The organism is Methanolobus tindarius DSM 2278 (assembly GCF_000504205.1).
GTDB classification, from domain to species: domain Archaea; phylum Halobacteriota; class Methanosarcinia; order Methanosarcinales; family Methanosarcinaceae; genus Methanolobus; species Methanolobus tindarius.
In genome coordinates this window covers 1,978,377-2,004,028 of sequence record NZ_AZAJ01000001.1, presented here as the reverse complement: position 1 = coordinate 2,004,028, position 25,652 = coordinate 1,978,377, and the positions used below count along the sequence as shown (strand labels likewise).

Annotated in this window: 24 protein-coding genes; 15 read left to right on the top strand and 9 right to left on the bottom strand. The window is 39.3% G+C overall.

The features are described from left to right. The first annotated feature begins 81 nt into the window (after positions 1-81). A complete protein-coding gene (locus METTI_RS09690; RefSeq protein WP_023845638.1) occupies positions 82-750 on the top strand; it encodes a DUF166 domain-containing protein in 669 nt (222 codons plus the stop codon). A gap of 14 nt (positions 751-764) precedes the next feature. After that, positions 765-2,495 (top strand): DNA polymerase/3'-5' exonuclease PolX, encoded by a 1,731-nt coding sequence (polX, locus tag METTI_RS09685; RefSeq protein ID WP_023845637.1) that lies wholly within the window; start codon positions 765-767, stop codon positions 2,493-2,495. A 457-nt stretch (positions 2,496-2,952) separates the two neighbouring features. Here the strand turns inward: polX and METTI_RS09680 are convergent, their stop codons facing one another. Beyond that, a complete protein-coding gene (locus METTI_RS09680; protein WP_023845636.1) occupies positions 2,953-4,389 on the bottom strand; it encodes a methanogenesis marker 14 protein in 1,437 nt (478 codons plus the stop codon). Between the two features lie 9 nt (positions 4,390-4,398). Further along, positions 4,399-4,791 carry a thioredoxin gene (gene trxA / locus METTI_RS09675; RefSeq protein ID WP_023845635.1) on the bottom strand — a complete coding sequence of 131 codons (393 nt, stop codon included), beginning with the start codon at positions 4,789-4,791 and terminating at the stop codon, positions 4,399-4,401. Between the two features lie 243 nt (positions 4,792-5,034). Here trxA and METTI_RS09670 point away from each other — a divergent pair, with 243 nt between their 5' ends. The 5 genes from METTI_RS09670 (at position 5,035) to METTI_RS09650 (ending at position 9,987) form a co-directional block, all read left to right on the top strand. Next, complete coding sequence (locus METTI_RS09670; protein WP_023845634.1) at positions 5,035-6,057, top strand: restriction endonuclease; 1,023 nt, start codon at positions 5,035-5,037, stop codon at positions 6,055-6,057. A gap of 75 nt (positions 6,058-6,132) precedes the next feature. Next, complete coding sequence (locus METTI_RS09665) at positions 6,133-6,342, top strand: heavy-metal-associated domain-containing protein (RefSeq protein ID WP_023845633.1); 210 nt, start codon at positions 6,133-6,135, stop codon at positions 6,340-6,342. A 40-nt stretch (positions 6,343-6,382) separates the two neighbouring features. Continuing rightward, positions 6,383-9,151 carry a heavy metal translocating P-type ATPase gene (locus METTI_RS09660; RefSeq protein ID WP_023845632.1) on the top strand — a complete coding sequence of 923 codons (2,769 nt, stop codon included), beginning with the start codon at positions 6,383-6,385 and terminating at the stop codon, positions 9,149-9,151. A 15-nt stretch (positions 9,152-9,166) separates the two neighbouring features. After that, positions 9,167-9,397 carry a hypothetical protein gene (locus tag METTI_RS09655; RefSeq protein ID WP_023845631.1) on the top strand — a complete coding sequence of 77 codons (231 nt, stop codon included), beginning with the start codon at positions 9,167-9,169 and terminating at the stop codon, positions 9,395-9,397. A 53-nt stretch (positions 9,398-9,450) separates the two neighbouring features. Continuing rightward, complete coding sequence (locus tag METTI_RS09650; RefSeq protein WP_023845630.1) at positions 9,451-9,987, top strand: GNAT family N-acetyltransferase; 537 nt, start codon at positions 9,451-9,453, stop codon at positions 9,985-9,987. A 7-nt stretch (positions 9,988-9,994) separates the two neighbouring features. Here the strand turns inward: METTI_RS09650 and METTI_RS09645 are convergent, their stop codons facing one another. Next, entirely contained in the window at positions 9,995-10,978 is a 984-nt protein-coding gene (locus tag METTI_RS09645) for a radical SAM protein (RefSeq protein WP_023845629.1), read from the bottom strand. A 217-nt stretch (positions 10,979-11,195) separates the two neighbouring features. Here METTI_RS09645 and METTI_RS15175 point away from each other — a divergent pair, with 217 nt between their 5' ends. Further along, positions 11,196-13,811, top strand: coding sequence for a PocR ligand-binding domain-containing protein (locus METTI_RS15175; protein WP_023845628.1), 2,616 nt, complete (start codon positions 11,196-11,198; stop codon positions 13,809-13,811). A 24-nt stretch (positions 13,812-13,835) separates the two neighbouring features. Here the strand turns inward: METTI_RS15175 and METTI_RS09635 are convergent, their stop codons facing one another. Next, on the bottom strand, positions 13,836-14,690 hold the full coding sequence (locus METTI_RS09635) for a 4Fe-4S binding protein (RefSeq protein ID WP_048135353.1): 855 nt from the start codon (positions 14,688-14,690) through the stop codon (positions 13,836-13,838). Positions 14,691-14,946: 256 nt separating this feature from the next. Between METTI_RS09635 and METTI_RS09630 the strand changes: the two genes are divergently transcribed. Then, positions 14,947-16,107: a Coenzyme F420 hydrogenase/dehydrogenase, beta subunit C-terminal domain gene (locus tag METTI_RS09630; RefSeq protein WP_023845626.1), complete on the top strand. Its 1,161-nt coding sequence runs from the start codon at positions 14,947-14,949 to the stop codon at positions 16,105-16,107. 60 nt (positions 16,108-16,167) lie between these two features. Beyond that, complete coding sequence (locus METTI_RS09625) at positions 16,168-16,479, top strand: hypothetical protein (RefSeq protein WP_023845625.1); 312 nt, start codon at positions 16,168-16,170, stop codon at positions 16,477-16,479. A gap of 56 nt (positions 16,480-16,535) precedes the next feature. Here the strand turns inward: METTI_RS09625 and METTI_RS09620 are convergent, their stop codons facing one another. The 3 genes from METTI_RS09620 to METTI_RS09610 form a co-directional block, all read right to left on the bottom strand. Continuing rightward, positions 16,536-18,164 carry a TolB family protein gene (locus tag METTI_RS09620; protein WP_023845624.1) on the bottom strand — a complete coding sequence of 543 codons (1,629 nt, stop codon included), beginning with the start codon at positions 18,162-18,164 and terminating at the stop codon, positions 16,536-16,538. Between the two features lie 241 nt (positions 18,165-18,405). Next, a complete protein-coding gene (locus METTI_RS09615) occupies positions 18,406-18,849 on the bottom strand; it encodes a transposase (protein WP_245596172.1) in 444 nt (147 codons plus the stop codon). 2 nt (positions 18,850-18,851) lie between these two features. Beyond that, on the bottom strand, positions 18,852-19,220 hold the full coding sequence (locus METTI_RS09610; RefSeq protein WP_048135209.1) for a transposase: 369 nt from the start codon (positions 19,218-19,220) through the stop codon (positions 18,852-18,854). Between the two features lie 165 nt (positions 19,221-19,385). Here METTI_RS09610 and METTI_RS09605 point away from each other — a divergent pair, with 165 nt between their 5' ends. Both METTI_RS09605 and METTI_RS09600 read left to right on the top strand, forming a co-directional pair. Further along, on the top strand, positions 19,386-19,688 hold the full coding sequence (locus METTI_RS09605) for a hypothetical protein (protein WP_023845623.1): 303 nt from the start codon (positions 19,386-19,388) through the stop codon (positions 19,686-19,688). A 47-nt stretch (positions 19,689-19,735) separates the two neighbouring features. Next, positions 19,736-20,542, top strand: coding sequence for a methyltransferase domain-containing protein (locus METTI_RS09600; protein WP_023845622.1), 807 nt, complete (start codon positions 19,736-19,738; stop codon positions 20,540-20,542). A gap of 127 nt (positions 20,543-20,669) precedes the next feature. On the opposite strand, the gene METTI_RS09595 is transcribed toward METTI_RS09600, so the two are convergent. Further along, complete coding sequence (locus tag METTI_RS09595) at positions 20,670-21,047, bottom strand: winged helix-turn-helix transcriptional regulator (RefSeq protein WP_023845621.1); 378 nt, start codon at positions 21,045-21,047, stop codon at positions 20,670-20,672. 149 nt (positions 21,048-21,196) lie between these two features. Between METTI_RS09595 and fae the strand changes: the two genes are divergently transcribed. Beyond that, a complete protein-coding gene (gene fae, locus METTI_RS09590) occupies positions 21,197-21,700 on the top strand; it encodes a formaldehyde-activating enzyme (protein ID WP_023845620.1) in 504 nt (167 codons plus the stop codon). Between the two features lie 127 nt (positions 21,701-21,827). Here fae and METTI_RS09585 read toward each other — a convergent pair whose 3' ends face one another. Further along, positions 21,828-22,646: a nitroreductase family protein gene (locus METTI_RS09585; RefSeq protein WP_023845619.1), complete on the bottom strand. Its 819-nt coding sequence runs from the start codon at positions 22,644-22,646 to the stop codon at positions 21,828-21,830. A 558-nt stretch (positions 22,647-23,204) separates the two neighbouring features. Between METTI_RS09585 and METTI_RS09580 the strand changes: the two genes are divergently transcribed. Both METTI_RS09580 and METTI_RS09575 read left to right on the top strand, forming a co-directional pair. Next, positions 23,205-24,614: an AAA family ATPase gene (locus tag METTI_RS09580; protein WP_023845618.1), complete on the top strand. Its 1,410-nt coding sequence runs from the start codon at positions 23,205-23,207 to the stop codon at positions 24,612-24,614. Further along, entirely contained in the window at positions 24,605-25,579 is a 975-nt protein-coding gene (locus METTI_RS09575) for a DUF4435 domain-containing protein (RefSeq protein WP_023845617.1), read from the top strand. Before METTI_RS09580 ends, METTI_RS09575 begins: the two co-directional genes overlap by 10 nt. Positions 25,580-25,652: the final 73 nt, after the last annotated feature.

Sequence of the window (25,652 nt, the reverse complement as noted above, 5' to 3'; positions counted from 1 at the left end):
CATGGATCTTCCCGAAATAATCACTGGTACATGTTCCGGCAGGAATATATGCAAAGGAAGTAAACTTTTTAGAGATAAAAAATGACCACCATCGGAGTAATCACCAGAGGAAAATACGGAAATAGGCTCATTGAGACCATCCTCTCAAAAACTGACATGAAGGTTGTTCAAACAGCAGTTCCAGAATTATTGCCCGATTTCATAGATGAGCCAGAGGAATTTCTGGAAGGACTCAACATAGATACTTCGGTATTTGATTCTAACATTGTGATAACTTACTCCCTTCACCCCGATCTTACAGTTGCAATAGCGCACATGGCAGGAAAAGCAGGTGTCAAAGCCCTGATTATTCCCGGAGGAGCCTCTAAAGCACCTGTTGTGGAACTAGAAGGATTAGCGAAAAAATATGGAATGCTCATAGAAGTGGAAGACATTTGCTGCACCCTTGAGTCTGAACCTGAAACAGAAGAACTCTGCAAATACCTGTCAATACCAGAACTTGAGGTTGACATCGATAAAGGTATAATCAGTTCGGTCAAAGTATTATGCGGGGCACCCTGTGGAAGCACATGGCACATGGCAAAAGAACTTGTGGGAACAAAAGTAGAAGATGCACCTGCCAGAGCCGGACTTCTGATACAGCAATATCCATGCAGGGCTGTACGGGGCGGCATGGGTGGCATCCACGAATCAGGCGATATTCACAAAAAAGCCGTTGAAGATGCCATTAAAAGAAAGAGAGAAAAATAATCCAACGGGATAACATGGACAACATCCGGATAGCTGAAAAGTTCAACCATATGGCGAAAATGCTTGAATTCAAAGGTGAAAGCCAGTTCAAGACACGAGCCTACACAAATGCAGCACGCACAATCAAAGGACTTGATGAGGAGCTTCAGGTACTTCACAGAGAAGGAAGCCTTGAAGACATCCCGGGAATTGGGAAGATTCTCAAAAGCAAAATAGTTGAAATGCTTGAAACCGGAACTTTTGAAGCTTATGAGAGAACAATGGATGAGATTCCCGCAGGAATCATTGAAATAATGAACATCCCCGGAATTGGGCCTAAAACTGCGCGATTGTTTTATGAGAAACTGGGTGTGCAGACCGTTGACGAACTCAGCAGGGCTGCAAGGGAACATAGAATAAGAAGACTTCCACGCATGGGAGAAAAGCAGGAAGAGAAAATACTGCGCTCTATTGCCAGACAAAAAGAGGATAAAGATCACGGAAGACATCCTTACGTTCTGGCAAAGGAAGTAGCAAGGGAAATTACAGATATTCTAAACTTGAGCCCTGATATTGAAAAAGTTGCAATTACCGGCAGCCTTCGAAGAAAGAAGGATACGGTCGGTGACATTGACCTTATAGCTATCTCCGAAGAACCAGAGAAAGCAATCAGCTATTTTACTGAAATTGAGAAGGTTGAAGAAATACTGGAATCGGGAATAACTAAAGCATCAATTATGTATCCGGGAAATTTCCATGTTGATCTTAGAGTTGTAAAGAAAGATTCCTATGGCTCAATGCTGCAACATTTCACAGGTTCAAAAGATCATAACATCCATCTCAGAAAGCTTGCACTATCAAAAGGATACAGTCTGAATGAATATGGACTGACCGATGAGAATTCAGGTGAACTCACAAAATTCAGTAGTGAAGAGAAACTGTACGATGAACTGGGTCTTGAATACCTGCCACCTGAACTTCGTGGGAACAGGGGAGAAGTCGAAGCTGCTCTCAGAGGAAAACTTCCGAAGCTTATCGAAAGAAAGGATATCAAAGGAGACTTTCACGTACACTCAAACTGGAGTGACGGTGCCAACACCATGGAAGAGCTTGCAGAAGCTGCTATTCAGAGAGGATATGAATATATCGCAATCACTGACCATTCACACTCAACAGGTGTGGCCAATGGCCTGTCTGATAAGAGATTGCTTGAACATATCGATGCCATTGACAGGCTCAATGAAAAATACGAGGAGATAAGAATTCTTTCGGGAACCGAGTGCGATATTAAGGCAGATGGTAAGCTGGATTACAATAATGAACTGCTGGAGCAGCTCGATATTGTGGTTGTTGCGGTTCATGCAGGACTTGAGCAGGACAGGAAGAAGATGACAAAAAGAATAGTTTCTGCCCTTGAAAATGAACATGTGGATATAATGGCACATCCAACCGGAAGAAAGTTTGGAAAGCGACCACCTTATGATGTTGATATGGAAACGGTGATTCAGACTGCAAAGGATAATGAAAAAGTCCTTGAAATAAACTCATCTCCCTGGAGACTTGACCTCAACGACATTAATGCAAAGCGGGCAAAAGAGCATGGTGTAATGCTTGCCATCAATACTGATACTCATGCAATTGAACAACTGGATAACATTGAATATGGGATAAATATGGCAAGAAGGGCATGGGTTGAACCTGATGACGTGCTCAATACTATGAGCCTGAAACAAATTTGTTCCAGACTTGACATTCCTAAAGAATGATTTGAGATAGCGAATGCAATTTTTTGCATATTCATTCTGAAATAAATATATAAATTACATTGTTGCTGCTACTCTTACGGAAGAAAACAAAAAATATAAATTCCTCTTGTGCAAATCTCTTTTTGATAAATACTGAAAGAGGTAGAATTGCTAAAAAGTAAAGGTTTACAGGCTATTTTCAGTTCCCGGGCTTAATGCTTCGCCGGTAGTTAAACGCATCACTGTAACTGTTTATGAGGTGCAATTTTGAAAGGTACAAAACCCAACAGGCATGAAAGATCTATGAAAAAACATGAGATCGAGTTCCAAAAAGAGAGCAAAAGGCAGCAAAAAAGAAGAGCTTGAGATTTTAGATTGAAGCTGTTTTTAAACCAGGCTGTTTTCAAAGCCGCTTGGAAATTAATTTCAAATATCAAATGGCAGGGAAACCTGCCAATTCATATTCTTATTCTGATGATTACTTATTCTGTAGTTTAATACGCTGTGCAAGAATACATTTTCCACCCCTGTGTCCACCAAGAGGATTAAAGGTCGTTCCAAGGGAATTCATACATCTTGCCATTACGGCTGCACCACGTGCAAGACCATCATCTACAAAGACAACATGCTCTTCTATCTTATTATTGATGCCAAGATCGTGCAGATACTTGAGTATAAGCTTTGGCTTGTTTCCTGTAATACCTGCCCTTCCAGTAACACCTATTGCACTATCTTCGTAAACAAGACCTTCGTCCTGTGCTACCTTTACAAGACGCTGGACAACACGTGCCATTACTTCGTCAATAACTGCAAACAAAACTTTAACATTGTGCTTTTCATATATCTCAGCACCAAGAGCTGCAAGTTTGTCAAGATCAGTACCATTCTCACCTACATCGCAACCGATAAGAACAACATTGATTGCATCGGCAGCTTCGGAATTGACCGGCACACTACCATATCTTGTACGGCCTTTTGGCACCTTTTCAATAATAATATAGCTCAGTATTTTTTCAGCATATTCATGTATGATCTTGCTTTTTAGTTTCAGTGCAATACCATCAAGTGACTTGCCATCGAAAATATCAAGAGCAGTACCTTTTTTAGAATCCACCATTCCAGTTCCTTTAATAATGGTATCAGGAATTGCACCTGCATAGCCACAGAAGTTCCCTATGGTTTTAGCATACGGAAGGTCAGGACTGATAATCCTTCCATCAAGGGTTGTGCCGAAGTCCATGGATAAACAGGGGTTGCGGAAATCAACATCCACCCACTTTGCACCTTCCTTGATTCCGGCTGTTGCAAGCTCTCCTTCCATTTCATTCGCAACAATCTCAACACCTGTTGCACCAACAGGAGGAGTTACACTTGCCACTGCACCATCAAATATGACCTTCTCGAGTTTGGAATATTTCTGGAACCTGTCAGGAATATTTGATATTGACATTGGAGGGGTCATTCGGTTTGGTGGAACACCTGCCAGAAGACACCCGTCTGCCAATGCCTTGATGAATTCTCCAACCTCATCAGGTGAATCAAAACCCGCTACAACACCAGTTGAGCGGACTACGAAATGAACGTCAGTCTTAATGTCAAGGTTGGCTTCTTTCACAACACCAAGTAAAGTGTCCCGAACCAATTCGGAAACAGACTCCCTTGTAAGTTCAACTCCATTAAGTGTCTTTCCGAACACTTCTTCTTCCGGCTTTGGAGGCCTCACATCCCTTGTCATGCTAACTGATTTTTTAACAAGCCTGGTCTTACCATCTTCCAGGTTAGTTGCGGTAAGGATGCACTTTGTGGTGGTATTACCTACTTCCACCGACGCTACAATGAAATATGATTTTGATTTGTCCTTTAAGTCAAGTAAACGGACAGAAGGACTTTCTGCAATTCTTGGTTTATGTGACATTTATATCCCTCAGATATAAGGCTGAAGTTTCTGGATGATATTTTGTTTCGGTACAGCGCCTATAAGTTTATCGACATATTCCCCGTTTTTGAAAATCAACATTGCAGGAATACTTGTGATTCCAAACTTAACAGCCGTCATTTTTTCCTCGTCCACGTTCAGCTTTCCAAACACAACCTTTCCCTGCATTTCAGTTGCCAGCTCATCAAGAACCGGGGAAAGCATGCGGCATGGACCACACCAGGGTGCCCAGCAGTCCACAAGAACGAGCGGATATTTCGATACGAATTCATTAAAGGAAGCATCATTTATTGTTACAGGATCTGAAGGAAACTCCTTCTTTTCCAGAGACTCTTGCAGTTGCTGCATTCTTTTCTGCCTGATAGATTCTATATCATCCATACGATTCACCCTTTGAATAATATAATTTACAGATATTTAACTGTAGACATGATTTAATATAGAAGTTTTAATTCTTCCTACCATCTACCTTCAATGCATTTAAGCATTTGCATGGTTGTGCAATAACTCAACAATACCGATTTGGACAGAAGAAAAGAGATTAACATTCAAAAGATAGATATTTAACAATAAAACAGATAAATTAGACTAACAGGCTAATCAGAAATAATTAAGGATGGAAACATGGCTAAATGGACTGTTGAACATCTGCTTGAAACCGACCCGCAGGACTTTGAGGTTCTGCTCTCACAACTTTTCTCCAAAATGGGATACCATACCGAACTTACCCAATATTCCAGGGACAAAGGAATTGATCTGGTAATCCGAATAGAGAATTTCGGACTCGTACACACATGGAACGTTCAGGCAAAAAGATACAGCAACCCGGTTGGCGTAAAAGACATCAGGGAATACAGCAGCATCAGGTATCGTGACCATGTTGACGGTGTCATAATTGTTACAAGCTCTTCTTTTACTAAAGAAGCTATTGAAGAAGCGGAACAACACAACCTCAAACTCATTGATGGTTATCTGCTTACGGAAATGCTGAACCATTACCTGACGGATGAATGTGCAAATTCCGGGTTACATCATGAGAATAATTCATCTCCAAAAAATGAAGAAAATAATGCAGGAGCAATTCTTAAGAAAGGAGAACAGGTTCTTGCCAATGAAACTGTAATACTGGGAAATGAGAAACTCATCCTTAGCATCACAAACAAGAATATATTTTTGAAGAGGGTAAGCACCGGTCTTTTCTCAAAACGTTCTGATATCGAGGAGCGAATAGAACTTAAAAACCTTTTAGGCATGCATTGTGAACCCGGCAGGATTATTCTTGTAACTGGAAACAAGAAACTGAAACTGTATCCCCTGAGTTCCAAAAAAATTCAGGTAATTGAGGAAACACTGGAAAGTATGCGTCCAGAATACGTCAGAGGAGAACATCTTATCATTTCATCCAGAAACGGGACAGAGCTTACATTGCTCACTAATAAACGTCTTATCGTCCTTGATATTTCAGAAAACACAGAGCTTGACATACCTAACAAAAAGATAGTTGGTGTGGAACTGAAGGGAGGATTCCTGAAAAAAGAACAGCTTATTATTTCAGAAGATTCCGGGAACATGAAGAAGCATTCTCTGATGGTTGAAAATCCTGCAAAATGGAAAGAATTCATCGAGCAATGTGTGAGAACTGTCTGAAGGAGGGCAGATACTTCACAAGCGTGAAACATATATATTTAGCACTCCTTACAAAATGTAGGAGATTCAAAAACTATGACAACAGAAGTTATCAAAATCGAAGGAATGATGTGCGGACATTGCCAGGCAAATGTGGAGAAATCCGTTGGATCTGTAACAGGTGTCAGCGAAGTGAAAGTTGACCTTGCAGCAAAGCAGGCAACAGTAACCTTTGACCCTGATATTGTAAGTCTTGATGCCATAAAGGCAGTCGTCACAGATGCCGGTTACACCGTTGTAGCCTGAGAATTGAAAATCACATAATAACCCTTTTTCTTTTTAACAAATGAAAGCTACTATCAAAGTCTATGGCATGATGTGCATGCATTGTCACAAACGTGTCAGTGATGCAATAATGTCACTTGAAGGTGTGAACTCAGTAGAAGTCAGCCTTGAAGATGAGAATGCTTCTGTTGATTTCAATCCGGAAACAATTGGCCTGGATGAAATAAAACAAGCAATTACAGCCGCAGGATATGAAGTTGGGGAAGATACCTGCACAGTCCAGGATTCTGATGATGAAGCTGCGTGTCCTATCATAATAGAGGATGAGGAGGCGGAAGAAAGCAAACACGAACCCGGATCTGTTGAGGAAATTGCATTCAAAGTATCAGGAATGCAATGTTCTGCCTGTTCACAGAATGTAGAAAAGACATTGAAAAAGCTTGATGGTGTGGCATCGGCTTCAGTAAATCTACCAATGGAAAGAGCATCCGTAAGCTATGACCCTGTACTTGTCACGCTTGAAGATATGGAACAAGCCATAGATGGAATTGGTTACCATGTCGTAAAGGATAAAGTTGTACTTGAAGTAGGGGGCATGAAATGCGCTGCATGTTCTCAGAATGTAGAGAAAGTGCTTAAAAGACTCAATGGTATCAGTTCCGTAAATGTTAACGTTACAACAGGAAGGGCACAGATTGAGTACAATTCATCACTTGTTTCAGTTGATGAGATGAGGAAAGCCATTGAAGGCATAGGATACACCGCCTCTTTGCCGGCTGACCGGCATGAAGCTGAAGACAGGGAACGAAAAGAAAGAGAAAAAGAGATACGTAGCCAGAGAAATAATCTGCTGATATCAATTGTTATTCTTATTCCAATAATGCTTGGAAACATGAGCAACATGTTCCCGGCATACTTTGGATTTGTACCTGATTTCTTTTCAGACAAGAACCTGCTGTTCCTGCTTGCAACTATTGTAATGGTCTTCCCGGGAAGACAGTTCTTTGTCGGTACCTACAAAGGCCTGAAACACGGTGTCACTGACATGAACCTGCTCATTGCCACCGGAACCGGTGCTGCTTATGTTATCAGCATTGCAGCAACCTACCTGAACCTTGGTCCTGGTTACGAGCATGTGTACTATGACACAGCTGTGATGCTCATCACTTTCATAACCCTTGGCAGATACCTTGAAGCAAGGGCAAAAGGAAGGACATCTGAATCCATCAAGAAGCTCATTGGCCTGCAGGCAAAGACAGCACGCATCATAGTTGCAGGTGAGGAAAAGGAAATTCCCGTTGAGGATGTTCAAGTTGATGACATTGTTTTTGTCAGGCCAGGAGAGAAGATTCCCGTTGATGGTGTTGTTATAGAAGGGTCTTCTGCAATTGATGAATCAATGATAACAGGAGAGAGTATACCTGTTGAGAAAAATGTTGAGGACATGGTTATCGGTTCTACTATCAACAAGTCAGGAGCTCTTAAATTCAGGGCAACAAATGTGGGTGCAGATACTGCCCTTGCAAGAATCATCGAACTTGTGGAAAATGCCCAGAACTCAAAGGCACCCATACAGCGTATTGCCGATGTTGTCGCTGGCCACTTTATTCTTGTTGTTCATATTATCGCACTTGCAGCATTCTTCTTCTGGTATTTCATTGGATATGAAGCATTTAATGCTGCTATTAATTCAGGAATCGAAAGTCCTTTCCTGTTCTCACTGCTAATTTCAATCACAGTGCTTGTAATCTCATGCCCATGTGCCGTTGGACTTGCAACTCCTGCCGCTATCATGGTTGGTACTGGAAAAGGTGCCGAGAATGGTATTCTTATCAAAGGCGGAGAAGCCCTTGAAACGACACTGAAGATAGACACTATTGTGTTTGATAAAACCGGCACACTCACAAAAGGCAAGCCGGAACTCACGGATATCATAATTACTTCAGAACATGATGAAAATGAAGTTCTTTCTATCGCAGCAAGTGCCGAGAAAGGCTCTGAGCATCCACTGGGAGAAGCAATTGTAAAAGCTGCCGAAGATAAGCAACTTTCCCTGAAAAGCATTGAAAATTTCAATTCAATTGCAGGACATGGAGTTGAAGCTACAATTCAAGGAAGCAGGATTTTGCTAGGAACCCGCAAGCTCATGGAAGACAATGGAATTGATGTGTCTTCCATCAATGAAAATATGGAAAAGCTTGAATCTGAAGGCAAGACTGCCATGATAGTTGCAACAGAAGACAACGTAATCGGACTTGTCGCCGTTGCGGATACGCTCAAAGAGAACTCTAAGGAAGCTGTCGAGAAACTTCAGAAGATGAACATTGAAGTTGTAATGATAACCGGTGACAACCGCAGAACTGCCGACGCCATTGCATCACAACTCGGAATTAAGAGAGTGCTCTCAGAGGTTCTTCCCGGAGATAAGGCTTCAGAAATTAAAAAGCTTCAGGATGAAGGCAGAATTGTTGCAATGGTTGGCGATGGTATCAATGATGCACCTGCACTAACGCAGTCGGACATTGGTATTGCCATGGGAGCAGGAACTGATATTGCAATGGAATCTGCACAGATAGTTCTGATAAAGAACGATCTCAGGGATGTGCTGGCATCCATTAGACTTAGTCGTCTGACAATGAACAAAATAAAACAGAATCTGTTCTGGGCTTTAGGTTACAACAGTATTGGAATACCCCTTGCAGCAGGGCTGCTTTATCCATTCATCGCAAAGATCGTGATAACTCCTGAACTGGCAGCAGCTTTTATGGCTATGAGTTCAGTATCGGTTACGACTAATTCACTGCTTATGAAGAGAAGCAGGATTAAATGAGGAGGAGAGGAAAATATGGAAATTATTGCAGAGAATAAAGGAAAGTATGCTTTTATTGCCAGCTTTGCCTCTTCACTTGTGCTTGTTGTTATCTTTTCATTGCTCTCCTTTGCAGTGAATAGCTCGAGAGATGTTGCACTGTACAGTCAGGTCGACATCATTGCAGGCATGATATTCGTTTTTATTCTCAGTATGATCGTAGCGGCTTCAGTCTGGCCGGGGATTATTGAGAAAAAGATGAAATAAAATCTTGCCCTCATCAGTTTTTTTATAGAATAATCCCATTGATTTAAAATGAAATGCAGATTATCGCAGATGACATTATTTTGAGGAAATGGGAAAATAAAGATGCAGAAAGACTTGCATCTGTGGCAAACAACAAGAAGATAGTGGATAATCTTAATGATGGATTTCCTTATCCATATTCAATTGAGGATGCAAAACAATTCATTTCACATTCCAGGAAAGAAGATCCCACTCACCTGCGTTTGGCTATTGAGATGAATGGTGTCATCATAGGCAGCATTGGTGCATACTTCAAGGAGAATGTGCACCAGATGAATGCAGAAATAGGATATTATCTGGCTGAAGAATACTGGGGAAAGGGAATAATGGCAAAGGCGGTCAGATGCTTTGTAAAATACCTGTTTGAGAATTATGATGTGATCAGAATTTATGCACTCCCGTTTGCCAGGAACATGGGTTCAAGACGGGTGCTTGAAAAAGCAAGTTTCAGGTGTGAAGCCATTCTTAAAAACAGTATTATCAAAAATGGTGTTGTGCAGGATGACTGCATCTATGCCATTCTAAAAGACGAATTTGAAACTGAACCATGATTGAAGTTCAATTCTCAAAATCAATGTGAGGATTGATGTCACATCCGGTACACGGCAGGCACATTGTTTCAAATTTATCTGCACGCAGGCCGTATTCATCCAGTTTCTCTTTCAGGAAACGGTTGAGATTAAGTAGCCTTTCTGCAGATGGTCTTTCCACAGTAACCTCGCCTTCTCGCAGAGGATGTCTGGCTGCTGCCCTGAGAATTGGGACAACACCGATGGAAACGAGTTCTTCGATTCCTTTCTTTGCAGATTCATCTGATTCTCCAAGACCAATAATTACATTGGAACAAACCTTATTCTTTCCAAATACCTTCACACCTTCCCTGAGGGCATTGAGCAGGTATTCAAGGTCCTGATCAGGACATAATTCTGCATGGAGTTTGCGATCCATGGTTTCAACATTGTATTTGAGCTCGGTGGCACCTGCAAATTTTAGTCTGCTGGTTGAGTCTTCGGTTGGATAGACTGAAACCCCAATTGGAACTTTGTACTTTGCCCTGAGTCTGCGAATGAGTTTTTCAGCTCTTTCAACTTCATCTTCGGCTGAAATTTCCACACCTGAAGTAATGGAAATAGCTTTCATCCTGCCGGTCTCATTGGCATCATCTATCATCTTAAGCATCTGATCCATACTCTTGACTTTTCCGTTGAGTTTTGGAACCGGACAGAACTTACAGTCAAAAACACACTGTTCACACATGGTTATGAACGCCTGGTCAGGACAGTGGATAAGTTCTTCTTCAATACTGCCTCTTGCAATCTCAGTTCCATCTTTTCTTATTACAAGCTCCTCTCCTTCCATTTTAGCTTCAAGAGGAGATGTCTCTTTTACAGCAAGACGGACACGGTGTCCTTCTGAATTAAAAAAGAAAGCAACGTTCCCGGCCCCAGGGCCTGCTGTAGGAATAGTTAACCAGTGGATAAGTGATGGGTCCATATTTACGGAACCCACTGAAATAAGTTGAGCTTTGGTTTCTGCGTTCATGAGTGCTCCGATAACAGAATTACTGTCGTTTTTGATAGCTATATATCTAGAATACTCTAATGTGATATATTTTATTGTTAAAATGAGCAGGACATCCTTAAAGAAGATAAAGTTGAGAATCTGTATTTTGAAATATATTAAAGTTTATAGCTTTATTAAAAATATGAATATATTATTTTATATAAAATAAACTGGTATATATTTTTAGTGAAGATTGATGGGTCATGGTTTAGAAGAGAAAAACTACAAGAACAACAAAAAATATCAAACTCTTGATAGAGCTGATGCCCGGTTTGGCGAGAGGAAATCATATGTTGAAGACAGGTATGAGAAAACGGAAAGCTTAGACAAGATTCTCGCTTCATTGGGAATGATAGTCTGGTCTGCTACCTACTCCAGTCGAATTCTTACCCATATAAGCCAGTCAGATAAAAGTACTTTTAATCTGAAAAATGGCCAGATTCTCACAGACATTGGTGTTCTTGAGAAATATGTGCATCATGGAGACATCCACATTTTAAAAGAAGCGGCAAGGCAAAGAGAAGTCAATGGTGATGTATCCGTAGAATACCGAATCGTGCAAGACAATGGAACTGTCCTTACAGTCCACGAATATTCCTGTATAGTCCTTGACAGTAATCAAAAACCCGTACAGATAAACGGAGTTATCACGGATATTACAAACCATAAGCATATTGAACAGCAAGATACTGAATTGCCAGTATGCAGGCAGGAATATAATAGTCCATTCAACAAAGACGTAGACAAACTTGAACTTGCAGACATCCTTGACCAGGAATCACTGCAATCACTCATGGATAAATTTTATGAGCTCACTCACATCGGTGTTGGTATAATTGACCTGGAAGGAAAAGTTCTGGTAGGTACCGGATGGCAGGATATATGCACAAACTTCCACAGAGTACACCCTGATACATGCAGAAACTGTATTGAAAGTGATCTTGAATTATCAGGAAATGTAGCTCCTGGGACATATAAATCTTACAAGTGTAAGAATAATATGTGGGATCTCGCTACTCCCATTATAGTTGGTGAAAAACATATGGGAAATCTGTTCCTCGGACAGTTTTTCTATGAAGAAGAGGAAATTTCCTTTGATACCTTCAGGCTTCAGGCAAAAAAATACGGATTTGAAGAGAAAGAATACATGGAGGCACTTAACAGTGTTCCACGCTGGAGCCACAAAACAGTGGATGCAGTGATGGCTTTTTACACTCAACTGACAGATATTATATCTTCCTTATGCTACAGCAATATTATGCTTGCAAGAACATTGGATGAAAGAAAAAAAGCAGAGAAAAGACTTGTTGAAGAGACGACACGGAAACGAATATTTTTTGAGCAATCCAATGACGGAATAGTAGTTCTCAATAAAAATGGCAGGGTACTTGAAGCAAATCAAAAATTTGCGGATATGATTGGATACACTCCTGAAGAGCTCAAGCAGATGTATGTATGGGACTGGGAAATAGAATGGACACGAGACAATTTGCAGGAACGTTTTTTCAAAAACCCATTCTCAGACGAGAATCCGGTAAAACACTTAAAATTAGAAACAAAACACAAACGTAAGGATGGGAGCGTCTATGATGTGGAAATTCGTACAAATGCAGTTATTGTAGACGGACAGGAAATGCATTTTAGCGTCTGCAGGGATATTACAAAAATAAAGCAGACAGAAAATGCACTTAAGAAGAATGAGGAAAGACTGTCTCTTGCAATGGAAGCTTCGGGCTTGGGTTTCTGGGATCTGGATACAGATAAAAACCTACTATACCTGAGTCACGCTATATACTCACTGGTAGGGTTCGAAACTGAAGAATCGCCATCATCTTTTGATGAAATCCTGATGAATTTTGTGCATCCTGATGACAGAGATAGCCTTTTTATGGCTGTTGAGGAAAGCACTAAATCATTAAAACCAATTAATCTGGACTTCAGAATTAAACATGTATCCGGAGAAATAAAATGGGTTTCGATAAGAGGAAAACCTATCAATGTGGATGAGGATGATACAGCCCATCGTATTGCAGGAACACTTATTGATATCACTGCCAGAATGCAGGCAGAAGAAACTCTTTTGTACGCCAGGGCTGCTGCGGATGAGTCAAACCGTATGAAGACAGAGATGATACAGAACATTTCCCATGAACTCAGGACACCTTTAATAGCAGTTCTGGGTTTTTCGGATGTGCTGCTTAATGATAGCGATAACTTTACTGAAACACAGAAGAAATTCCTGCGAAATATTCACGAAAGCGGGAATAACCTGGACAACATGATTGAAAAATTCCTGGATCTGGTACATTTAGAACAGGAAAATGTGTATTCACTTTACTCTGAAAAAGTTGACCTGAATAAACTAATTCACGGAACCTGTGATCTTCTTTTTACAAAAGCATTGAGAAAAAACATAGATACCGATATTATAATTGATCCGCAACTCGGTGTTATTATTGCAGATCCTTATAAACTCAAGACAATACTGTTCAACCTTATAGAAAATGCCATTAAGTTTACAGAACCCAGAGGTTCGGTGAAAATAGAAGCAAAAATTAATGGGGATGAGATTCTTTTTTCAGTGAATGATACAGGTATTGGAATGGAAAAAGAAAAAATAGAGACTATTTTTGAACCTTTTGTCCAGATAGACGGCTCAAGCACCAGAAAATTCGGAGGGACAGGGCTTGGACTGGCATTGGTTAAAAAAATGGTCGAGATTCATAACGGCCATATCCATATTGAGAGCCAGCTCGGAAGAGGCAGTAATTTTATTTTCACTATCCCTTTAGAACTTCCTGATAAAATATAAAGCAATAATTGTAATCTGTCCTGATCACTTTATTGTTTCTCTGAACTCATCCAGACCTACACGGTCAATAACATCACCGAGTCTTTCTCCTTCCAGAGCAGTCTCACGATAGTAATTCACGGATTTTTCGAGCACATCAAAAATTACAGACCTATCTGTTGTCCTGAGCAACATATCACCCATGCGTGGTTTTTTACCCACTTTTCCACCTACAAATATTGTATATCCCTGCTGCTGATTCTGCATAGAATCTTTTCTGCATACCCGGATGCATGAACCACAGGAGACGCATTTATCCATATCCTGATAGAGACTTCCATTTTCTATCGTAATGGCAGAGGAGCCACATGCTTTCTCACATGCCCTGCACATTACACAATTCTCTTCCACAAAAACCGGCTCGCAGAATCCCATGATACCAAAGTCGTTCTCCTGAACTTTAAGGCATGATGCAGGACAGCCTGTTACTGCTATCTTGAATTTGTATGGCACAGGTTCTGCAAAATAGAGCTCATCTATTTCTTCACAGATTCCCTGACAATCGATGAGTCCGCGTTTACAGACCCTGTCCCCCTGACATGCGACTACAGCACGAATTTTTTTTCCTGAAGCTCCGGGACCAATATCATTAGAATCCATATCATTTCTGGCGGCTTCGGTGTTGTCCAGGTGGACAAACGGAATTTCAATTCCCTGACGTGATGTCACATGAACATAGCCTTTACCATAACGGTCTGCTGCATCCGCAACTGCCCTGAGGTAGTCGGATGTAAGATTTCCACCTGCAGCATGCAGGCGCATTGAAAAGAAATCATCCTGCCTCTGTGAAAGAAAGCCTTTCTCTTTAAGCAGGTCTTTGTTAGAATTTGTTTTTACCATTTGGGTCACTTCTTTTCCAGTTGGTATTTTACTGGATAATGTGATGAAATTCATATCCAGTTATTTGAAGACAAGTTTACTTGATATAGCATATTATGTAAAAACATTGTGCCCTAAATTTTCTCATAAATAATAATTATAACTAATAATCATTATGCAGAGAACCATCACGATTATTAAATTCAAATTTAGTTTTATACAATAAGAACAATATACAGATTTATACTAAGGACATCCGCGATCCTGGGAGATTAAGATGCCTATCGATCCTATATGTAAAAACAAAGTGCAGGAAGACACCTCATATTCTGCTGATTATGCAGGGAAAAAATATCGTTTCTGCTCGTCTGAATGTAAAGATAAATTTGACATTGTTGAGAAAAGAGTAGTACGTCTGAAGAGGTCCATTGCTGAAAAGGAAAAGATCTCTTTTGGAAAACTCAGGAAAGAAATCATCAAGCCTGGGATATGCACCCTTTGCGGGGCATGTTCTGCTTCCTGCGATTCTATTGTTATCAAGAATGAACAGCCTACTCTTGTAGACAAGTGTACAGCATGTGGTGTCTGTTATAATCAATGTCCAAGGACAATCACAACTGAGGCCGGACTTGTCGGCAAGCTTCGTAATGCTTACTGTGCAAAGTCTACCCTCCCCGGACTGAATGGTCAGGATGGAGGTGTTGTGACCGCCATGCTTGGATATGCACTTGATGCAGGGCTCATAGACTGTGCCATTGTAACGACAAAATCTGAAGAAGAACCCTGGAAACCAGTTCCTGTTATTGCGAAAACATACGAGGATATCCTTGAGGGTTCAGGTAGCATTTACAGCCACAGTATGACGCTTAAACCTTTGATGGATGCTGTTAAGGATGGCATGAGAAGCATTGCTTTTGTCGGACCAAGTTGTAATATCGATGCGGTCACTAAAATGCAGAAAAGTCCACAGGGTTTCCTTCACCATTTCATGAGAGCTAATATCCTTAAAATGGGTCTGTTCTGCATGGACACATTCTATTATGAAGGTATCAAGGAATTCATTGAAAACAGGAATATGAACCTTGCTGATATTGAGTCTATGAAGATACGCAAGGGTAAGTTCGAATTCCAGACACCTGATGAACTCAAGGTATTCCCACTTGATGAGTTTGACCAGTACAGGAGCAGTTCATGCAAATACTGTACAGATATGGCTGCTGAGAACGCAGATATCTCGTTTGGTGGTGTTGGCACGCCTCAGGGATGGACCACGGTACTTGCACGTTCCAGCATTGGCTATGAAATCTTCAACGAGGCAGCAGACAACGGTTACATTGATGCACGTCTGCTTGAGGAAAAGGAGATGAAGAATGCCCTCAATCTGGCAAAGATGAAGAAGATCCAGATGTATTCTATCCATCGCAGGGAAAGCAAGTAATAGTTAATATTTTTGTGTTGCGCAATAACTTTTTATAAGGTTGTTGCCCAATATTTTACCATGAGTGAGGTTAACTTATCTTTGATTCCCCCTGTTAATAAGAAAACAGTAATCACCTGTTTTATTGCTGTAGGATGGAGTTACATTGCCCTTATTGCCGCCACAGCAATTGGAATAGTAAGTTACAACGAAGTAAAATACTTGTTCTGGGGTATATCAATAAGTCTTCCAATATGGGTGTTGCTTATAGCTAATCCAAATACCAGGAACTTAAATGAAAGGGAAGAAAAGAGAGCCATTAAAGAAATGGGAATTACTTTTGCTATCTTTGTAATTGTGGCTATAGCAGCTATGTTGCAGGGAAATATCTGAATTTTGATATCTTTCCAAAAATATCACAGTCTTAAAGAACAAAATAGAAGAGGCTTTTAAGCCTCCAATATTTCCGTGACAGCTCCAAAAAAAGCATCCACCTTTTCATTAATAAAAGAAGAAATACTGCCATTATTTCCCGTTTCTACCTGCTCATTCATTTCACTTATAACATCTTCTTCATCGGGAACTGAGCCGTAAGTGTCATTTTCAACTGATGTAACTGCCTGCTTTTCAAAACCCTGAAGTTCCATGATGTAACCATCAACAGCCATGGAATGGCCTGAAGGATTCAGACTTATTGTTTCAGGGTATGCTATTGGTGTTGGAATAGACCATGCTTCATTCGTAGCAGTATTAAGATAGGAAATTTTTGAATCAGAAACGAATATGAGATCGTTACCCTCCAGACTGTAATAGTACACATTATCTATTTCCATCTGATCCTGCCCGCTGAGCAAAGTGAGATTATACATTCTTGATGGGACATCACGGTCTAAAGTACGACGGACAACCAGAACACATCCATTTTCACTAAGAATTGTATCAAAATCCGAATCAACTCTGAACAATTTATCAATTTCACCATTTATTGAAACTGTTAACAATTCATGCATCTTACTCGAAACATTAGAAACTAAAAGTCTTTCACTGTCCGGATACCACGCTTCAATACTTCCATAATCTAATAAGGGCATTATAGCAGGTTTTTCCCCGATCATATCGCTGAAGGACAAAACATAAACAATGGTGCCATCTCCTTCTGTAATATTATTTTGAGTGAATGCCAGCTTTTTACTATCAGGACTCCATTTTACATAATAAAAATCTGCGCCCTCTGCGGAATATATCTGGTCAATATCTCTGTTTTCAATATCTACAAGAAACATTTCTTTATGGATTTTGGTATAATCATCTTCCAGCATCGAGAATACCAGTTTGCTTCCATCACCTGATAATGTAACATCTTTAATCTTGAAATAATTATCACCTATGTCCAAACTGAAATTAGTATTGTCTTCTAAATTGAAAACGACTAAGTTTCCCGGAATAAAAGTAATAATTTTATCCTCTACAGGTGACCATTTATAATTAACAGGCATCTCAGAAATTGATCCGCTTACGTCCAGATCCTGATCAATCCTATGGACAGGCTGAAGCTCATTTGACATTATCACAAGCTGTGAAGATGTTACCCGGTACATTCCACCTGTTGATTCTTCAACATATGCAAAATAATTACCAGAAGGACTCCATAAAGGCGATCTAATAACCAGACCTTCACTGGATTTTGATTCACCCCATACAACGCACTTTAAATCTGAACCATCTGCATCTGCAATATAAAGAGCGTGTACTCTGGCACTACCAAAATCTCCTCCCCCTATTATGTGAAGAAAAACAGATGTCTGAATTAACATTTGATCACCATCAGGACTCCAGATTACATTAAAATAAGGAGTTGTATTTTTGTCATAGCCTTCATAAACATCACTATCCACAAGACTGAACAGGTCTTTACCTACTGTTTGCTGGAGGTCTGCTACAATAGTTGCATTTACCTGTTCCGGATTACTACCTGCAACTGCAAGATGCAAAGAAATGCATGTGAGAGCGACTAGAATCAACAAATTAATCCCGAATCTTAACGTTGGCGATTTAATTATCCTATTGGAAAATTTCATGTTTATACCTCATATTTACAAATAGTTTAATGGGTGAAACGAATGATAAAGTTAGACTGAAACGACATATTGAAACGTCATACATAGATGAAACAAAGGCACAAGATACAGTTTTATCATGTACTGCAAGACTGACGTTTACACTCCAAGCAAATAATCGTAAATAACAATTGACATAAATTATGGCCAAATCTCCAACTAATTGTAATGTTGTACAGAACTTATATTTAACGAGCCTATTTCAAAACCTTTCCCCTATCTTTTTCCAGCATAACAAGAAGCATGCAATATCTAATAACCCTTTGAAAACAATATTCAGTCTTTCATACCTACTTGCTATTTTCCTGAATCCCATCTTCAACCATGCAAAGAATCGTTCTATAGTTCCTCTTTTATGATATGACTCATACTCGAATCTTGTAGGTCTTCCTCTTTTTCTGTGTTTTTCATTCCTGCTGTTGACTGGAATGTTACTTTTTATAGCTCTGGATCTTAGATACTTCCGTATAGCAACATTATCATAAGCTGAATCTGCAAGTACTTCTAATGGTCTTGTTCTTGGTTTTCTATCAGTCTTAACCTTGATACTTTCCATGATCTTGATAAATTGTTGACTATCATGTTCCTTTCCAGAAGCAATTTGGATCGTCAATGGAAAACCGTCACAACTTACACAAACATGAATCTTTATGCCTTTCCTTTTTTTATGACCGTTGTATGTGGAGTCTTCTCCCCTTTTTTAGTTTCAATGAAACTGCTATCAACACATACAACATCCATAGAGAACTTACCATTCTGGTAAGCGGAATCCCGAAGGGATTCCATTATCCTGTTCCATATACCTTCCTCTGACCATCTTTTCAGCCTTCTCCAGGCAGTTGCCTGGGAACCATAAATAGCTGGCATATCTCCCCATCTGCAACCAGTTATCAGAACAAAGAGAATACCATTGATGACCTTACGGTCATCAGCCCTCTTTCTTCCGGTTATTGGTTGTGGTGGTAAATGTGGCTTAATAAATTTCCATTGATCATCAGAGATTTCTCTGAATTCCATTCATATCCCCATAATAACATTCAGAGAGATAGTATTTATAGTTTTGATATGGGTTCAACAAAAAAACGGATATATCCACTCAACTATACCGGGAATTTTTGATTATATATTGTTAATTCTAACTTCACCAATATTTTTATATATAGACGAAGTTAACAATAACACATGGCAAGTGAGGTTAGTTTATCATGGATTCCTATTGTTAAAAAGAGGACAGTCATCAGGTCTTTTCTAGTGGCAGGATGGACAATCATAGCAGCAATTTCTGCTACAATTTATGGTTTTGTTGATTATGAAAGCATCAAATATGTTTTCTGGATAGCTCCACTGATGTTGCCTGTATTGATTGTATTATTTTCCCGTTCAAGTCCACCTGTACTAAATAAAAGAGATGAGGACAAAACAATTCTTGCGCTTACAACCACATTTACCTGCCTTGTACTCGTACTTGTTGCAGGGATCTTATAAGGAAGAAAACCTCTCGATATTTATATACAGACACCCAATATTCCTGCATGGTCTCCAATGACTATGTTCATGGCTACTCCGAAAGAGAAGCATCCCGTCTCTGCGATCAGGCAAACACACTTGAAGAACTCCTTCACAGCGATACAAAGTATCCCGCAGGCAGCAAAGTACTCGAAGCCGGATGTGGTATCGGTGCACAGACAGTTATTCTTTCAAAAAACAGTCCGGGTGCACAGATTACATCAATTGATATCTCTGGAGAATCCCTAAATCTTGCAAAAAAGCGTGCTGCCAGTGAGGGAGTAAAGAATGTGGAGTTCAGTGTTGAGAATATCTTCGACCTGCCTTTTGATGAGGAGAGCTTTGACCATATTTTTGTGTGTTTTGTACTTGAACATCTCAAAGAGCCTGTAAAGGCATTGAGCAACCTGCGCCGAGTGCTTAAATCAGGCGGCACCATCACTGTCATCGAAGGCGACCACGGCTCATGTTTCTTCTATCCCGAAACCGAGGAGGCAGTGAAAGCATGGAACAGTCTGATAGAAGTACAGGCAAGGCTTGGAGGAAATTCACTCATTGGCAGGCAGATTTATCCGCTCATCAAACAGGCAGGATTTTCTGACATTGCTGTTTCACCACGCATGGTTTACAGCGATTCCAGCCGGCCTCATATGGAAGAAGGATTTGTGAGGAGGACAATTATACCGATGGTTGAAGGTGTCAGGGAAAATGCCATTGAGACAGGAATCCTTGATGCAGACACATTTGACAGGGGAATTGAAGATTTACACAGGACGGCGGCGGAGTACGGGACATTCAATTATATGTTCTTCAAAGGCGTGGGTAGAAAATAAAGCAAAACTGTTGAATTGATTATTTGTTTAGGCTTTGAAATTAAAAACAGGGCAATCATCCGCCAAAAGCGGCATATTCCAATGCTACCGCAGAAGAATGGATTAACAAAATAATCCAGTCAAATTTTCAATCATCTATATTCAGGATTTCTTTAGTCAACTCATAGCTGCGTTCTGTACATGCCGGTGTTGACTCGTCCGCACATTCCTTATATGCAAATCCTGAAAGCTCATAAAGCACCCTGTTCAGACTCCTGCCTTTACCTGTCAGGTGATATTCTATGGTTATCGGTGTTTTGGATACAATTACCTTTTCTATCAACCCGTCCTGCTCCAGTTGACGCAATTTAGTAGACAATACTTTGCTACTGAGTTTCGGATTACTTTTTAAGAATTCATTGAATTGCTTTTTTCCACAGAACATATCCCTGATGATGTTTAGCGTCCATTTCTTGCTTATTAGTTTGATTGCCAGGTCTATAGGACTGTGTTCCAGGTTTCCCATGATTTCTCACCAGGTTACCAAATGGTTAGAATAAGTATTTACATGTTCTCCCGGTATGTAGTGATGTGAAATAAGGAACAGTAGAAATGTATCAAGAATCAAGAATACCATGCAATTCATTTCTGCAAAGTCCTGATTGAGGAGATAATATGACAAAGATAGTAAACAGTCTGATAGGCGAAGCCCTTGTTGGTGAAGGACCGGAAGTTGCTCACATAGACCTTGTGATAGGTAGAAAAGGAAGCGCTGTTGAGAATGCATTTATGAATTCCCTTGCAATGCCAAGACAGGGGCACTCTCCTTTGCTTGCCGTACTTGAACCAAATGTCACACCAAAACCAGCAACACTCCTTGTAAACAAAGTCACAATGAAGAATGTTGCACAGGCATCCCTGATGTTCGGACCAGCACAGGCATCAATTGCAAAAGCTGTAATGGACAGTGTTGAAGAAGGAGTAATTCCAAAGGAAGAAGCTGAAGATCTCCTTATCATTGTCTCTGTATTCATCGAGTGGGATGCAAAGGACAAGGATAAGATCTACGAGTACAACTACGAAGCTACAAAACTTGCAATCAAGCGTGCAGTTGATGGAACTCCTACCGTTGATGAAGCACTTGCTAAAAAAGACAGTGCTGCGCACCCATTTGCATAAACAAAGTATTCCTGCAAGATTATTGCAGGACTAACTTACTTTTTTGAATAGATATGTATTGATATTTATTAATTGTTCAATCAGAAATTCTACTTTAAAGAGCATTCAAGCAAATCTCAAAATTGCATTACTGCCACATAACCTCAAGAGACTTCCTGCGTGGGATGCCATATATTTTGTACAGAGGGTTGCCGAATAAAATTGCATAAGCACTTTTTCTTCCTGCCGGGAAACCAAGTTCTTTTTGAAGAGGTACATAAGATGTAGCAGCCGCAGCAACAAATCCTGCCCAGCAGGTACCTACTCCAAATGCAGGTGCTGTGATGTCAAAATGCGTGAGGGAGATTATGGCATCAACTGGTGCAATAGGATTTTCTTCGGGAATATGTGCGAAGAGCAGATGCGGAGCATCCCGGCAAATTACATCATTTCCATTCTCCCATGCTGAAATCAGTGAAGGTACATAGCCACTCATGGGATGAGAGGTGTTCACAAGGCTTTTCATCCATTCGATTGTGAGTTCGGCAATCTTCCGGACTCTTTCAGGGTCATGAATTACCAGCCACTGAACCGGCTGACCATTGGTTCCCGATGCAGCATAGCGGGCAATATCAAGAATCTCAAGTATTTTCTCCCGTGGCACAGGCTCTTTTGTAAAATGTCTCACAGACCTGCGTTTCTTAAGATAAAGACCTATATCTTCTGTTGAGATATCACCAACATCTTCAGGCAGAGTAACTTTCTCGTCAGGACACAGATCCAGAATAAGTGCCTGAGAAGGACAGAAAACCTCACAATGGCCACATTTGATGCAGCGCAGAACATTTGCTTCCTGCACCTGTGGAAGATTTGATTCTTCAACCAACTCGATTATACGCGTTGTACATACCTTAGCACAAATACCGCATCCCGTACATAAATCCTGATCAACAATAATGAGAGTCATAAGTATCAAGTCCTGATTAAGAGCGGATAAGCAAATGCACAACCAGCTCTTTTTGTGATAGATAAGTAACTGGCAATGTTCATTTGCTTTTCTCTCCAGATATTTTCACCCTAAAAGTGTGCCATATCAGTAAACTGCTTACGTTTCTGATTGTAATAAAATATATTGAAACATGACTAAAAAAGGGATGATTATAGGACCATCCTCCTGAAATCATACGTTCAATCGTTTCATTCTCACTACTGGATTCTATTCTTATGACTGCATGTGAAAGTGACCCGAAAGTGCAGCGTGATGTTGTGGAGCTTTTTATTGAATTGGTTCTTCATGGGATTTTGAAAGAGTGAAACATAATTCCTGTTACATATTGAAATGTAGGATCAGAATAGATAAATAACATATAAAAATGGTCGAATTGGAACAATATATAGATTGTGAATAAATATGCATAAACTCGTATTAGTTTTGTTTGGTTTATAAAAAAAAGGAAAAATAGATATAAAATTGTGCTAAATACACCATCGGTATTTACATTTATTTAGGAGTCGAGGAGCTTACATGGAAGGAATACTAGAACATATCAATATAAAGGGACTTCATGGAAATCGTAATATCGATGTTCAACTAAAGAACAATACTCTTATTATTGTAGGCGAAAATGGGTCAGGAAAGACTACTTTTCTACAAATTCTTTTTTATGTATTATCTGGAAAATGGGGTCCTTTGCTTCAGAATCGATTTGATTCTATCCATATTAAAATATCTGGCAAAAAATATGAAATTGACTATGAGGAATTAAGTGATAACTATAATAGCATAATGTCATCTAATTATAGACATTCCCGTACGAGACCAAACTTGCCCTCAGCAATTATACATCAACTGGAAGAACTTTTAGCTTCGGGTAGAGATGAACAAATACCATTTGAAATAGAAAGACTTGCTACAAAATATGGATTCCCTAAAAGGTACCTGCAAGATGAATTTACTATTCTAAAACATAGATATGACATCACAGATAATAAGTTTTGGAATGATATAAAAGAAATACAAAAGTTGATTAATGCCCAGATAATATATCTCCCCACTTATAGGCGTATTGAAAGAGAATTGAATAGTATTTTGAAAGGTGTCGATTCTGATGAATTTCAAGCAGCTAAAAGAAATCGCAATTTTTATCGTGAAACAGAAGAGTCATATATTGAATTAGTTGAATTTGGGATGAAAGACGTTGAAAATGCAATTGAAAGCACGCTTTTGAGACTTAAAGAGTTTGCTCGTGAGAATTTAAATAAGCTTACTCTTGGCTATTTAGGGGATGTTTTAGAACAAGAATATGATAAAGTAACCATCCTGCAGATTGTTAATGCTTCTGAAGACACAATTCGAGGTGTTCTTAACAGAATAGACGAAAGAATTTTATCAAAACATGCCAAAGAAAGTTTATATGAAGTTATAGATAAAGCTCGCAGATCTAAAGAATTAGATGAGAGAAGTAAAATAATATGCCATTACTTCTTAAAGCTTTTGAAATTCCAAGAAAGTCTTCAGGAACGTGAAAAACAGATATCCAACTTTTGTGATTTGTGCTCTGAATATATTGTTGATAAAAAATTTGTATATAATAGCGCAGATTTTAGCTTTTCGATTGTTCCAATAAGCACAAAAAATGAAAATGATGCTATAAATCTTAGTGACTTATCCTCTGGAGAAAAGCAGATTGTATCTTTGTTTAGCCATCTATACCTCTCTGGGAAAGAACATTATTTTGTAATAATTGATGAGCCAGAACTTTCATTATCAGTTCCATGGCAGCGTCGCTTCCTAACAGATATACATAATGGAGCTTTTTGTTCAGGATTGGTGGCCGCTACTCATTCACCATTTATCTATGACAACGAGCTTAAAGGTTATTCGCATGCTCTTGGAGAGTTTATTTCTTTTGGAGATATGAATAAATGTCAATGATAGAAATACACAATGACGCTCTCAAAAGTACAAATGTTGTGTATCACGAATTTCTGGGTCATTACAAAAAAGAGAGCAAAATTGTTTATGGATTTGTTGAAGGAAGAGATGATCCTTCTTTTTACCAAAGAATGGACAATTTCTTTCCAGACCAATGGAAATTACAATTGTATAGACCAGGAAATAGGGATAAAGTCTTTGAAATGCATGATACCTTTGATTGGAAACGATTCTCTACAAAGAGAATTTGTTTTTTTGTCGATAGAGACTTAGCAGAATTTCTTGATAATATTGGAGATGTTGCTGAAAACATATTTGTTACAGATGATTATTCTGTAGAGAATTACATTGTAAATAGTGAAACTCTTGAAAAGATACTTTCAGAAGTAATGAATGTTAATCTTTCTGGATTAGAAAAAGAAGAAATCGAGAAAATACATGATATTTTTAATGATAACCTAATTAAATTTAAGGAAGCAATGACGCCTATTATGGCTCAAATAATACTATGGAAACGCAAAGGATGCCGTTTAGAATTAGATTCAATTAAACCAAAAGATTTTTTTGAATTCAAAAATGCATATATTTTTCTTAAAACTCAATATGAAACAGTTGATAGTCGCATTGAATACATAGAGAACTGCTGCAATATAAAAAGTGACACACCAGAGAGTATAAGTGTAGTTGAAAAGGAATTTCACGAGAAAGATGGGGCTGAAAAATATATTCGTGGGAAGTTTATGCTTTGGTTTTTTTATTGCTGCGCAACTACTATACATAAATCAATTCCAAAAATCTCCAATAAATACAAAAAACCGCCAAAAATAATACTCCCATGGGGACCAAAAAATGCTATCACTTCAATTGCACCAAGAATCCGAATGCCAGATTCACTGAAGAATTTTATTCGAAACAACTATATTGAATACATACAAGAATATGAATCGTGTATTTCAAACACTTAATATTTAATTTAAAGGAGGTTGATTACGAATAATTAATACTTCTTTTAAGAATATGTACGACATTTTGTTCTTA